The sequence below is a fragment of the Aquimonas voraii genome, from assembly GCF_900101825.1.
GTDB classification, from domain to species: domain Bacteria; phylum Pseudomonadota; class Gammaproteobacteria; order Xanthomonadales; family Xanthomonadaceae; genus Aquimonas; species Aquimonas voraii.
On sequence record NZ_FNAG01000003.1, the window covers coordinates 206,082 to 218,774 of the forward strand.

10 protein-coding genes and 1 pseudogene are annotated in these 12,693 nt (G+C 69.1%); all 11 read right to left on the reverse strand.

The annotated features are described in order from the left end of the window. Positions 1 to 144: 144 nt before the first annotated feature. Entirely contained in the window at positions 145 to 768 is a 624-nt protein-coding gene (locus tag BLP83_RS18265) for a hypothetical protein (RefSeq protein ID WP_143006612.1), read from the reverse strand. A gap of 166 nt (positions 769 to 934) precedes the next feature. Continuing rightward, positions 935 to 1,249, reverse strand: coding sequence for a protein kinase (locus BLP83_RS08415; RefSeq protein WP_091241256.1), 315 nt, complete (start codon positions 1,247 to 1,249; stop codon positions 935 to 937). Positions 1,250 to 1,252: 3 nt separating this feature from the next. Further along, positions 1,253 to 1,501 (reverse strand): hypothetical protein, encoded by a 249-nt coding sequence (locus tag BLP83_RS08420; protein ID WP_091241259.1) that lies wholly within the window; start codon positions 1,499 to 1,501, stop codon positions 1,253 to 1,255. Then, positions 1,498 to 2,209 (reverse strand): annotated as a pseudogene (locus BLP83_RS19390) (ECF-type sigma factor). Before BLP83_RS19390 ends, BLP83_RS08420 begins: the two are co-directional and overlap by 4 nt. Further along, positions 2,206 to 3,024 (reverse strand): hypothetical protein, encoded by an 819-nt coding sequence (locus BLP83_RS18635; RefSeq protein WP_218121224.1) that lies wholly within the window; start codon positions 3,022 to 3,024, stop codon positions 2,206 to 2,208. The pseudogene BLP83_RS19390 and the gene BLP83_RS18635 overlap by 4 nt, the downstream one beginning before the upstream one ends. A 172-nt stretch (positions 3,025 to 3,196) precedes the next feature. Further along, positions 3,197 to 3,538, reverse strand: a complete 342-nt coding sequence (locus BLP83_RS08435; RefSeq protein WP_143006613.1) for a uroporphyrinogen-III C-methyltransferase — start codon at positions 3,536 to 3,538, stop codon at positions 3,197 to 3,199. 110 nt (positions 3,539 to 3,648) lie between these two features. Continuing rightward, entirely contained in the window at positions 3,649 to 5,913 is a 2,265-nt protein-coding gene (locus BLP83_RS08440) for an NHL repeat-containing protein (protein ID WP_091241270.1), read from the reverse strand. Positions 5,914 to 6,124: 211 nt separating this feature from the next. Further along, positions 6,125 to 7,543: a siroheme synthase CysG gene (gene cysG / locus BLP83_RS08445; RefSeq protein WP_245679994.1), complete on the reverse strand. Its 1,419-nt coding sequence runs from the start codon at positions 7,541 to 7,543 to the stop codon at positions 6,125 to 6,127. Between the two features lie 550 nt (positions 7,544 to 8,093). Beyond that, a complete protein-coding gene (locus BLP83_RS08450) occupies positions 8,094 to 8,852 on the reverse strand; it encodes a phosphoadenylyl-sulfate reductase (protein ID WP_091241273.1) in 759 nt (252 codons plus the stop codon). Continuing rightward, positions 8,849 to 10,549 carry an assimilatory sulfite reductase (NADPH) hemoprotein subunit gene (gene cysI / locus BLP83_RS08455; RefSeq protein ID WP_091241275.1) on the reverse strand — a complete coding sequence of 567 codons (1,701 nt, stop codon included), beginning with the start codon at positions 10,547 to 10,549 and terminating at the stop codon, positions 8,849 to 8,851. The genes BLP83_RS08450 and cysI overlap by 4 nt, the downstream gene beginning before the upstream one ends. Positions 10,550 to 10,558: 9 nt before the next feature. Further along, positions 10,559 to 12,388 (reverse strand): assimilatory sulfite reductase (NADPH) flavoprotein subunit, encoded by a 1,830-nt coding sequence (locus tag BLP83_RS08460; RefSeq protein WP_091241279.1) that lies wholly within the window; start codon positions 12,386 to 12,388, stop codon positions 10,559 to 10,561. Positions 12,389 to 12,693 lie beyond the last annotated feature (305 nt).

The window sequence follows — 12,693 nt, forward strand, 5'->3', positions numbered from 1 at the left end:
ACGGCGGGCTGCCGACAGGTTTTGCCGACTGCAGATCATCATTTCTTGTCACTCCCCATTGGGCTAGAGAACGCTGCGTCGCCCTCGGCGTACAACCGGGGCTCCCCCTCGGATCGCCTACGGCGGCCCGACCTCCTCGAACGCTCAGGCCACCTCCGGGCAGCCTGATCTCCACGCGACAGAACCTTCTTCGAGCCCCCGGCTTTTTGTCCTGGCCGGGTCGCCATCAGCGGGCTTCCACGCGCTCCTCTTCGGTGACATCCAGAACCTTCTCGCTCCCGCCCCCGGGGCGAATGTTTCATTCGGCAGGCTCAGTCCGAAAACCCTTGAGCGCAGGCGCTGGCTATCTGCGATGCCCAGCGGTTCCTCGGCTCCGCTGCCCCATCGAATGGGAGCGCTACCATCTGCGGTTCCAAGAAAAGCGCTCTCGATGACAGCGCTATCAGATTTCGGCAGTGGCGTGATAACACCCTCCTGCAGGACTGTCACCATGCAGTGCAACAGGGAGCAGGGCGAACCCGTGCTCCGGAAGACCTGCGACAAGCCGCTGCCGTCACGACAGGCGCCAGATTGCCCCTGCTCGGAAACGGCGAGCGAGCAGAACCAGCCCGCGCTGTCCGCCTGAAAGGCAAGTCGTTCCGACGGGGCGTCTAGCTTCGCCAAGGTGGGCCTGCGCGGATGCAGGGCGGCGCGCAGCGCCGGCTCGGCTTCGGCGAGCCGGGCGCGGGCGCTCGCGATGTCGTCAGCGGCGGCGTCCGCTTCAGCCAAGGCCAGCAGGGCTCGGGTCGTGCTGGGATGCGCTGCCGGATGCAGGGATTCAGCCAGCGCCAGTGCCTCGCGCCGCAGCCGTTGGCGGGCGCTGTGGTCGACCCGTGCGCGGCCTGCGCCTGCAGCAGGGCGAGCCGTTGCGGCACGGGCACTTGGTCGAGGGCACTCAGCACGGCCTGCGCGCTGCCGATCGCAGCGGGCGCTTCGACGACGCGGCCAGCACGCGCAGCTGCCGACCTTCGACGAAGGGCATGGCCAGCCAGGGCTCGCCGGCCTCGGTCGTGCCGCCGTCGATCAGCCCCGCGATATGTGGGTGCTCCAGCGCCGCCAGCACCTGGCGTTCGCGGCGGAAGCGTTCGCGCACGCGCTCGGACACGTAGCCGCGCACCAGCTTGAGCGCGACCCGGCGGTCGTACTCGCCGTCGTCGCGTTCGCCCAGCAGCACCACGCCCATGCCGCCCTCGCCGACCAGGCCGAGCACGCGTCAGGGCGCGATGCGCCCCGGCAGGGCGCCGCGCAGCGCCGCCGCGGCCGCGCCGCGCACCCGCTCGGAGACGGCGTCCTTGTCCGCGACGTGGCTTGAATCCGCTGGGGTGGCGGCAGACAGCAGCGCCTCTGCCCGCGCGGCAAGCGCTGCATCGATGCCTTCAGCGCGATACAGCGCTTCGCGCTGCGCCAGCGTCAGCCCCTGCACGCGCTCGAACAGCGTGAGCGGCGCACCCGGCGCGCTCACGACATCGCCTCGCGCAGCCAGGCACGACCAAACTTCAAATCACGTTCGACCGTAGCCACCGACAGCCCCAGCACCTCGCCGACCCGGCGCGCATCGAGTCCTCCGAAATTGGTCAGCTCAAGCGCGCGCGGCTCGCTCGTCCTCGGCCGCCAAGCGCTCCAGCGCCTCGTGCACCTCCAGCACGCCGACGCCATCGTCGACGGCCGCATGTTCCGGGTCGAGCGTCACCGCCACCGCATCGGCACCGCGCTTTGCTGCAGCGGCGCGGCGCGCATGGTCGACCAGCACGGTGCGCATCTGCAGTGCGGCGAGCGCGAAGAAGTGCGCCCGCGAATCCCAGTCGACGTCCGCGCCCAGCATCAGTGCGACCGCTTCGTGCACCAGCACGGTCGGGCTCAGCACCACGTCCGCGCCCTGGAAGCGCTGCCGCGCCATCTGCTTCAGTCGGTCGTAGATGTGCGCATTCAAGCGCGGTGCCGCATCGGCAGCACCAGCGCGCCACGCATGCAGCAGGGCAGTGATGGCGGCGGTGTGTTCCAAGGGGTTCCTCCGGGGCGCGGGTACGTTACCGGAAGGCGGTTGGGGGCGGCCACTCGCGCACACACAGTGCCGCGGTGAACGCCTGTCGCGATCGCGTGGGCAGAAAGGCCTGCAATGACGGACACGGGTTCCGCAAGCGCTTCGGCCGGGAGGCCGCCCTGCGCTCACGAACTCGGCAGCTGTGTCTCTTGCAGAGAGTCCAGCCAGGCCTGCTTGAGGGCGTCCACACGGCTCTGGTCTGCCACGACAGTGCGCAGATTCGCCAGACCTTCTCGCGCCACGATGTAGTCGACGAAGGACCAAGACAGGGCATAGAAGGGCTTGGCGTAGCGGGTACGATCGGTCAACACCTTCGTGACGATCAGGTCCAGCTCGGGCGGCAGCTCATTGCGGCGTCCGCGCGGACCAACCAGATCCAAGACTTCCTGGCCCTGGGGTGTTGCCAGATGCAGCTGGACGTCACGTAGCCGCTCTGGCAGAACGACCGAGCTGTGATAGCCCCCGCTGATCGGCTCGACTGCGGCCGCGACGTGGTTGGCCAGACCTTCGCCGAGCCACTCCGAGTGACGCCACGACCAGCTGGCCATGGCGTGCACCATTTCGTGCAGATAGGGCGCGCTGCGATCGGAGATTCGCCAGGTGGGTATGTACACCATGGTCGGGTGATCGAAGCGCACATGCGACATGCGCACCCGCGGGCTCATGTAGACCTCGATCGTGCGCGGTGACTCCGGCTCGTCGAGCAGTTCACCCAGGTGCGGCCGCAGAACCGCAAGGCCCCGTTCGAGATTGCGGAAGAACGCCAGCACCTCGGCCTCGTCGAGGCCGTTGGGATCGATCCAGAGCGTCAGCCCCTCCGAGTCGTAGCGCTGTCCCGAGGCCTGCAGCGTCTCGGTGACCTCAATGGCGAGGCGGGTTTGCGGCGACTGGGCGTGCAGGGGAGCAATGGCGAGACAGCCGAGAACCAGGGCGAGACGCTGCAAGATGTCGGGCATCAGTGAAGTTATCGGCAACAGGGCGACGCAGCATAAGGCTGTGCGGATGAACGATATGGGCCTGATGGGCGTGCCTTGGCTTGACCATGAACGACACTTGGCGAGCAGGCGGCGCCGGCGCACCCCTGCGCGGGGTGCGCGTCAGCACCGCGGCACGTCGTCAAGCCCGCATGTCGATCCGCAGCGGCACGCTCGCCTGCGTCACGCCGGGTCGGCTCTGGGCGACGGTCCGCGCATCCGCGCCAAACCACGCCAGCGTCCGCCCCAGCGCTGCCACCTCGCCGAGGATCAGCAGCGCCGGTGACTTCACCGCCTCGCGCTTGGCCGTCTCCGGCAGACTGGCCAGATCGCAGTGGATCACCCGCTGCTCGGGCCGGCTGCCGTTCTGGATCAGCGCGGCCGGCGTGTGGCCGCCGCGGCCGTGGGCCAGCAGGCGTTCGCGCAGGGTGTCGAGGCCGCTCACGCCCATGCAGACGACGAGCGCCTGCTTCTCCCCTGGCACGCACTTCCGGCCGCGACTGCATGGCCCCATTCGTTTGAGCGGGCGTAACGAGCTGCGCACGTTCGTCCCACCCCGCCCCTTTGGTGGGGGCGGGATGCGAACCCAGCGCATCAGTCCTCGAAGCCGTCTTCGAAAACCACGTCGTCGGTGCGGTAGAACGCGGCATAGGTGCCGCTGGCGGTCGCCGACAGCGCGAAGATGCGTTCGCCAAAGCGGTACATCCAGTTCGGCTGCAGCGCTTCGCCACCGCGTGATGGCCAGTTGGGGTCCACCTCGCCGCTTCCGGTCGACACCCGGAACACCCGCGGCGGCCGCTCGCCCGAACTGTCCAGAGGCCCCAGCCCGCCGACGTAGACGAATTCGCCCGCCTCATCCACCGCGATGCCACCGGGGGCCCAATGGTCCGACAGCGTACCCAGCACCTGACCCTCGGGCGCGCCTGCAGGATCGAACCTACGAATCACCCATGCGGGCTCCGCCGTCGTCTGTCCTGGGAAAGAGGCATAGATCACCCCGCTGCCCGCATGCACGTCGAAGCCGCCCAGCTGCGCCAACGGCGCCGTGCGGATGGGACCCAAACCGACCGCCTCGGCGGGGCCGGGGAGCCAACGGTAGAGCATGTGCTGCGGCGAGCTCGGTGGCGGTGGAAAGATGATCACACCGCCGCCCGCGAACGCATTCGCCGGCGGCGGGCTGCGATCGAACACCGCGGCCCCATCGCTCCGGACCGCGATTCGTCGGGTGCTTCCGAACGGCAGGGCTGTGCTTGCAGCCGCCAGCTGGCCCGTCCGATCTCCGGTCCTGATGCGGTTGCGTTCCGCGACCAGGAAGCCGGAGCCGTAGCTCGCAACGCCCGATTTCAGGACATTCGCATCGCCCGAGCTGCCGGAATTGAAATCGGGCACCCACGCGCCATCCGAAAGCCGCACCGCACCCAAGGCCCAGGTGCCCTCAGGGCTTTGGGCCCCCCAGTCCTCGGGCCGGGGAATAGCTTTGATCGAGCTGGTGTAAAGAAGCTCTCCGCCGGGGGTGGCGGCGAACGCGTTGGGCGTTCCGAGGAAGTCCATGAAGGGCCCGGCGAGCCGCTGACCCTCTGCATTCAGACGCAGGGTCCCCCACAGCCGTGTGCCCCCGACCACATGGGTGAACTCGCCGAAAACCAGTGCTCCGCCTCCCTCGGCGGGCACGGCGCCATGGAACCGCACGCCGCTTGAGCTTCCAAGTGAAGGAGCCATTGCCGTGGGCGTGCTGCTGGTAGTTGAAAGCGACATGGCTCCGACACGGGTCTGACTCGTCGACCGCAGCGAACCGAGGACCAGCACGCGATCGCCAGTCACCAGCAGTCGGGCGCCGCGGCCGACGATCTGGGGCGGATCAAAGCTGGGATCCTGCGCGTTGTTCGCGGAACTGTCGAAGCGCCAAAGTCCGCTGTATCCCGAGGGCGGGTTCGGCCCCAGGGAGAAGGGCCACCCCATCAGCACATAGGGCCGGTCCTGGGAATCGAATGCGATCTGTTCGACCAGGTCGAAAGCTACAGGCGACTGGAATGCGTGTGCGGTCGTGCCATCCGGGTTGAGCCGGTGCACGGCGGGCCCCGTGCTGACGAACACATCGCCCGCTGAGTTCAAGGCAATATCGCGAACGTGTGACCAGGACCACATGCCCGGCACGGCCGGGCGCTCTGCGAAGGCAGGATCGAGGGTCAGCGTCCCCGCCGTGAGCTTCACCAGCCCCCGGCGCTGTGCGCCGGAGATGAACTCAAAGGCGCCGCCTACCAGTACGCTGCCATCGCCGAGTACTTGCAGGTCGAATACTTCATTGTTCAGTCCAAGAATCACGTCGTAGCTGCCAGACCTCGCGTTCACAAGGAGCAATTGCCGTAGCGGCGAGGTGTCAGGTCGGTGCACGGCAAGCAAGTTGCCATCGGGAAGTACGGCCAGCTTCTCGATCACACCGGGCAGCGCCTGCTCCTCGCCCGGATTCAGAACCCATGCATCCAACTGCCCTGTCAGGCTGAGGCGGGCCAGCCGCGGTCGCGCCGAGCCTTCGATGCTGTCGAAGTCGCCGCCCACGTAGAGCCACTGCGCCTCCGCGTGTAGGGCAAGCGCCTTCGCTCCCTCGATGGACGGGCCCCAGTTCTGCCGGAGTTCAAACTGCGCGGTGAAGTTGAGGAGGCTGCTGTTGACCGCCGTGGAGTCGACATGTGTGGTGTCACTAGCAATCGCAAAGCTGCCGTCGGGTAGCGCGACGGCGCTGTGGACAGTCGCTGGCTTGAGCAGGACCTCGTCGACCAGCCGGACCTGGGCAAAGGTGGCATGGCTTGGCAGAGCAAGCAGGGTAAAACCCAGAAAGAGAACGCAACCAAGTCGCGACATGTTGGACCTCACAGAAGGAAAGCTTCAAGCGCGTAGCGGACGCGTGCGAATTCTGCCAGACGGTCTCTTGCATCGATACGACCCTGCAGGCCGTGTCAAGCGATCACTTCCTGCGGTGCGGGCCATAGTTGCCCCCAGGTTTGAAGCCGGTCCGTATCGCTCGAGCTTGGGGGTCGGAGGGCTCGTTCGTGCCGGGAAGAGGCGACCCCGCTCAGGCCCGCATGTCGATGCGCAGCGGCACGCTGACCGGTGTCGGTCGCGATGAGCTCTGCAAGGCGCTCTGCGCATCCTCGCCAAACCACGCCAGCGTCCGCCCCAGCGCTGCCACCTCGCCGAGGATCAGCAGTGCCGGTGAATTCACCGCCTCGCGTTTGGCCGTCTCCGGCAGACTGGCCAGATCGCAGTGAATGACGCGTTGTTCGGGCCGGCTGCCGTTTTCGATCAGCGCGGCTGGCGTGCTGGCGCTGCGGCCGTGGGCGATCAGACGCTCCCGCACGGTGTCGAGTCCGGAGACGCCCATGTAGACGGCCAGGGTCTGCTTCTCCTGCGCCAGCGCGCGCCAGTCGAGCGCGTCGATGGAATTGCGGCAGTGGGCGGTGACGAAGCGGACGGATTGGGCGTAGTCGCGGTGGGTGAGCGGGATGCCGGCGTGTGCGGCGCAGGCCAGCGCGGCGGTGATGCCGGGCACGACTTCGTAGGCGATGCCGTGGGCGCGCAGGTGTTCGAGTTCCTCACCACCGCGGCCGAAGATGAAGGGGTCGCCGCCTTTCAGCCGCACCACGCGCTTGCCCTTCCGCGCGTGTTCGAGCAGCAGGGCGTGGATGCCCTCCTGGGTGGTGTGATGGGTGCCGGCTTCCTTGGCGACTTCGATGAACTGGGCGTCGCGGCGCGCGAGTTCGAGCACGGCGCGGCTGACCAGGCGGTCGTGCAGGATCACATCGGCTTCCTGCAGTCGGCGCTGACCTTTCAGCGTGAGCAGGCCGGGGTCGCCGGGGCCGGCGCCGACCAGGCTGACGAAGCCTTCTCTTGAGCCTTCGGGTTCGCCGGCTTCGATCAGTTCGACGAGACGCGCGCGCGCGGCGTCCAAGCGCGCGGCGCGCAGCAGCTCGCCGACTTCGCCCGGCCACAGGCTTTCCATGAACTTGCGGCGGCTTGGCACGTGTGGGAAGCGCGCGCGGAGGCGGGCGCGGTGGATGCGCAACAGCTCGGCCAGCTGGCCGAAGCTCTCGTCCACCGACTGTTCGATTTTCTCGCGCAGCTGTCGCGCCAGCACCGGTGCCGCGCCGCCGCTGCTGATGGCGACAGTCAGCGGGCCGCGGCGCACCACGGCGGGCACCTGCACGCGGGTCAGCTCGGTGTCGTCGACCACGTTGACCCAGAGCCTGCGTGCAGCGCCTTCCTCGGCGACGGCGCGGTTGACTTCCACCGCATCGGTCGCGGCGATGGCGAGGAAGACCTCGTCCAGCCAGTGCGGTTGGAATTCGTCTTCGAGGTGGGTGATGCGCCCCTCGGCCTTGAGCTTCTGCAGGGCTTCGTTGAGCGCGGGCGCACCGACGCGGACTTCGGCGCCGCATTCGATCAGGGGCAGAACTTTACGCGCCGCGACTTCGCCGCCGCCGACGACGAGGATGGGGCGGCCCTGGAAGTTGAGGAAGAGGGGGTAGAGGGGTGTGGCGGCTGAGGTCGAGTCTCGCGATTCGAGCTTCGCAGCTTGCGCTCTTGAGCCCCTCTCCCCTCGTGGGAGAGGGGTTGGGGAGAGGGGGGCGCGAGCGTTGGCGGGGTGCGCGCCAAGCTCCGCCCGGACCCTCGCTCCGTTAGTCGCGGGATTGGGGCTTGGAGATTCGGGATCGGTGAGAACTGGGGTGTCGCGGGTTGCAAGCCTGTGCTCCGCCCGGACCCTCTCCCCACTAGAGCCGGGATTCGGGAGTGGGGATTGGGGATTGGTGAGAGCAGGGGTGTCGCAGGTTCGAGGCACGTGCTCCGCCTGGACCCTCTCCCCCCACCCTTGGGCCCTCGCTTCGCCTCTGTTCGTTCGAGCCTCGCGCTCCCGCCGTGAGTTCGTAGGCGGCTCGACTCGCTCCGACCGAAGAGGGGAGCGAAGCGCGGCTTCGCCCGCTGGCTCAAGCGAGCGGCTCGGAGTGCTCTGCGAATCCCGAATCCCGAATCCCCAATCCCAGCTCTTACTCATGCAACCCACACTCCCTCTTCAGGCCGAAGAATCGCGTGTCCTCCTCGCGCATGCCGTCGAGCAGGGGGCGGGTGGTGTGGGTGTCGCCGATCGAGACGTAGCCCTGTTCCCACAGCGGGTGGTAGGGCAGGCCGTGCTGGGCCAGGTAGCGACCGACGTCGCGATCGCTCCAGTCGACGATGGGGTGCAGCTTGAAGCGGCCCTCGCGACGCTGCAGCACGGGCGTGCTGCTGCGGCTCTGCGACTGGCTGCGGCGCAGGCCGGCAAACCAGGTGCCGACGCCGAGTTCGCGCAGGGCGCGCTGCATCGGCTCGACCTTGTGGATGCGGTTGTAGCGCTCGATGCCGTCCAGGCCCTGCTCCCACAGGCGGCCGTGGCGGGCTTCGATCCAGGCCGGCGAGCGCGTGCTGCGGACGATGTGCAGGTTGAGGCCAAGGCGATCGGTGAGTGCGTCGATGAACTGGTAGGTCTCGGCGAACAGATAGCCGGTATCGACCACCACCACCGGCAGGCCAGGCAGGTGCTGGTTCAGCAGGTGCAGGCTGACTGCAGCCTGCGCGCCGAAGCTCGACGACAGCGCGTGGGTACCGGGCAAGTGCTCCAGCGCGAAGCGGATACGGGCGTCGGCATCCAGACCTTCCAGCCAGTGATTGATGCGGTCCAGCGCCGCGCCATCGTCATCGGCCGCGGCGGCGACCAGCGCGTCCAGATCGGCCGGCGCGCTGTCGATGCGGATTGGCTGCGCGCTCATGCGGCCAGCACCTTGCGGATGCGCACGGGCTCGGGCGGCAGCAGGCCGGCGCGCAGCAGGTAGTCGCCGAAGTGTTCGCCCGCATTGCGTTCGGCCGCATAGCGCGCGATCAGCGGATCGAGCTCGGCGAGGATTTCCGATTCGGTGATGTTCTCGCGGTACAGGCGGTTCAGCCTCTGCCCGCGGTGGTCCGCGCCCAGCATCAGGTTGTAGCGGCCCGGCGCCTTGCCGACGAGCGCGATCTCACCGAGGTAGGGCCGCGAGCAGCCGTTCGGGCAGCCGGAGATGCGCAGCAGGATCGACTGCTGGCCCACGCCGTGCCGATCAAGCAACGCCTGCACCTTGTCCAGGGCCTCATCGAGATAGCGCTCGGCCTCGGCCATGGCCAGGCCGCAGGTCGGCAGGGCCACGCAGGCCAGGGCCTCGCGCTTCAGCGGGCTGGTCTCGAGCGCATCGAGCAGGCCGTAGCGGCGCAGCAGGGCGTCGATGCCGGCGCGGCGCTCGGGGGCGATGTCGGCGATGACCAGGTTCTGGTTGGGCGTCATGCGGAAGTGGCCACGGTGCACTTTCGCGACTTCGCGCAGGCCGGTCAGGTGCAGGCGGTCGGCGCTGTCCTGGATGCGGCCGGCGGGAATGCGCAGGGTCAGATGCCAGTGGCGGTTGTCCGCCTCGACCCAGCCGAAGCGGTCGCCGCTGTGGACGAACTCGAAGGCGCGCGGCGGCTGCAGGCTCACCCCCGAGCGGCGCTCGACCTCGGCGCGGAAGGCGTCGAGCCCGTGTTCGTCGAGGGTGTACTTCAGGCGCGCACGCTTGCGGGTGGCGCGGTTGCCCATGTCGCGCTGGGCGGTGACCACGGCCTCGCCGACCGCAATCACGTCGTGGGGTCCGATGAAACCGAGCAGGTCGGCGAGGCGTGGATAGGTTTCGGCGTCGCCATGGGTGCTGCCCATGCCGCCGCCGACGCTGACGTTGTAGCCGGCGAGTTCGCCGTTCTCGACCACGGCGATGAAGCCGAGGTCCTGGCTGAAAACATCGACATCGTTGTGCGGCGGAATGGCGAAGCCGATCTTGAACTTGCGCGGCAGATAGGTCGGCCCGTAGATGGGCTCCGATTCGGGAACGGGCTCGCCCTTGTCGCCGGCGACGCGCTCCTCGTCCAGCCAGATTTCGTAGTAGGCGCGGGTGTTGGGCAGCAGGTGTTCGGACAGCGCGGCGGCCTGCCGGTAGACGGTGTCGTGCAGCGCCGACAGCAGCGGGTTGGCGGCCACCGCGACATTGCGATTGACGTCGCCGCAGGCGGCCAGAGTGTCGATCAGGGCGGCGTTGATCGCCTGCATGGTCGGCTTCAGGTCGCGCTTGATCACGCCGTGGAACTGGAAGGCCTGGCGGGTGGTGATGCGCAGGCCGCGCTCGGCATAGGTGGTGGCGATGGCATCGAGCTTCAGCCACTGCTCGGGCGTGATCACCCCGCCCGGCGTGCGCGTGCGGATCATGAAACTGTGCGCGGGCTCGAGCTTGGCGCGCCTGCGCTCCTCGCGGATGTCGCGGTCGTCCTGCTGGTAGCTGCCGTGGTACTTCAGCACCACCTGGTCGCTGTCGCGCAGGGCGCCCGTCACGGCATCGGCGAGGCTGTCCTCGATGGTGCCGCGAAGCAGGCGGCTGTCGCGTTTGATGTCTTCCACGGAATGGCTGGCCATGGCAGGACCTCAGTAGACGTCGCGGGCATAGCGCCCGGACTGCTGTAGCTGCTGCAGGGCCTCGGTCGCGGCCTCGGCGCCGCCGAGGCGCTGGGCGAACAGGTCGAGCAGGGTCTGATGGACGTCGCGACCCAGTGCCAGGCTGCCGCAGACGTAGAAGTGCGCGCCGCCGTCCAGCCACTCGAACAGGCGCGTGGCCTGCTCGCGCAGGCGCTGCTGCACGTAGACGCGCGGTTTGGCGTCGCGCGAGAAGGCGAGATCGATGTGCTGCAGCTCGCCGCGGCGCAGGTGCTCCTGCCACTCGGTCTGGTACAGGAAGTCGTCGCGCAGGGAACGTGCGCCGAACAGCAGCCAGTGCCGGCCGCGGGCGCCTTCGGCCACGCGCTGCTGCACGAAGGCGCGGTAGGGCGCGATGCCGGTGCCGGCGCCGAGCATGATCAGATCGCGCTCGCCGTCGGCCGGCAGGCGGAAGCGCGGGTTTTCCTCGATGAAGACGCGCGCGCGCGCGCCGGGCTCGAGCGTGGCCAGGTGGTGCGAGGCCAGGCCGAGGCGCAGCGGGTCCTCGTCCTCGGCGCCGACCACGTCGACCGTGAGGTGCACCTCATCGGCGTAGGCCAGCGGGCTGGAGGCGATCGAGTACAGGCGCGGCGCCATCGGCCGCAGGGCGCGGACGAAGGCCTCGGCGGTCCACTGGCCCGGCCATTCGCGCAGCACGTCGATCAGCTGGTGGCTGGACAGCAGGGCCGACAGCGAGGAGGCCTCGGCGGGGTCCAGCAGGCTGTGCAACTCGCGATGCTTGGAGACCGCACCCAGCGCCACCAGCAGCGGCTTGGCCAGGCGCGTGAGTTCGCGATGCTCGCTCAGCCACACGCGCAGCGGACGCGCGACGCCATCGAGCGTGAGTGAGGCATCGCCATCGAGCCGGGTCAGTTCGAGCACGGCGTCGACGAGCGCAGTCGGGTTCGGCGCCCACACGCCGAGCGCGTCGCCCGGCGCGTAGTGCAGGCCGGAACCGGCGAGGCTCAGCTCCAGATGGCGGACGTCGCGCTGGCTGCCGCGGCCGGTCAGGCGCACCTGCTCGATCAGCTCGGCCGCGAAGGGCTGCTCGCGCGAGTGCAGGGCCGCGCTCAGCGCCGGCCGCAGCGGGATGATCGCGGCCGAGTGCGCGGCCCCCGGGTTCGCGCTGGGCGCGAGTTCGGCGGCCAGCGCCTTCAGCGATTCGACCGCGCGCGTGCGCCAGGGCGTGGCGACGGCGTCGATGTCGACATCGGCCTCGCCCAGCGGCTGCAGGCGATGGGCGCCCAGCTCGGCCAGACGCGCGTCGATCTGCCGGCCGGTCTCGCAGAATCTGGGATAGCTGCTGTCGCCCAGGCCCAGCACGGCGTACTTCAGTTCAGGCAGCTTGGGTGCGCGCCGACCGAGCAGGAACTCGACGAAGCCCAGCGAATCCTCCGGCGGCTCGCCCTCGCCCTGGGTGCTGATCACCACCCACAGCAGGCGCTCGTCCTTGAGTTCGCGGGTGGGGTAGGCGTCGGCGCGAAGCAGGCGCACGGCGAAGCCGGCGGACTCGGCCGCGCTGACCAGACCCTCGGCCGCCCGCTTGGCGTTGCCGGTCTGGCTGCCATACAGCACGGTCAGCCTGGGCTGGGCCGCCGCGGTCGCCTGCGGCGCGGCGGCAGTGCCGGGGAGTGCGCCGCGGGCCAGGCCGGCGGCGTAGCCCGAGAGCCACCACAGGCTGGCGGGGTCGAGGCCCTCGAGCGCGCGCGCCAGCGGGACGACCGCGGTGGCGGCGGGCAGGGGCAGGGCGCTCAGGTCGGGCAGGGCGGGAAAGGCAGACATCGCGCACCGGCATCGAAAGTTCGGGCAAGCACTGTCGCAACCGCGGTGCGCGCGCAGAAACGCGGATCGGATGCTTCGATAGTCCGCGAAGGACATAAGCGCCGGTGCCCCGGCATCTGGCAGCCCGCGCCCCCTTCACCCGCCGGCTACAAAGCCCTGTTGGCGCGTGGACTTACGGCACAGGCCGCGGCTGTGCCGGCGGGTTCATGCTTCACATCCGTGCAAGTCGGGCGTGGCGCCGCGGGTAGCCGCCTCCGCCCGCGCCCGTTTCCCCTTTCTGCCGCGTCGTCGCCCTCCCCGCGCTG

Coding starts and splice junctions, on each gene's coding strand:
- BLP83_RS08450 (WP_091241273.1), bottom strand. CDS start 8,852: ATGAGCGCGCAGCCAATCCGCATCGACAGCGCGCCGGCCGATCTGGAC.
- cysI (WP_091241275.1), bottom strand. CDS start 10,549: ATGGCCAGCCATTCCGTGGAAGACATCAAACGCGACAGCCGCCTGCTT.
- BLP83_RS08440 (WP_091241270.1), bottom strand. CDS start 5,913: ATGTCGCGACTTGGTTGCGTTCTCTTTCTGGGTTTTACCCTGCTTGCT.
- BLP83_RS08460 (WP_091241279.1), bottom strand. CDS start 12,388: ATGTCTGCCTTTCCCGCCCTGCCCGACCTGAGCGCCCTGCCCCTGCCC.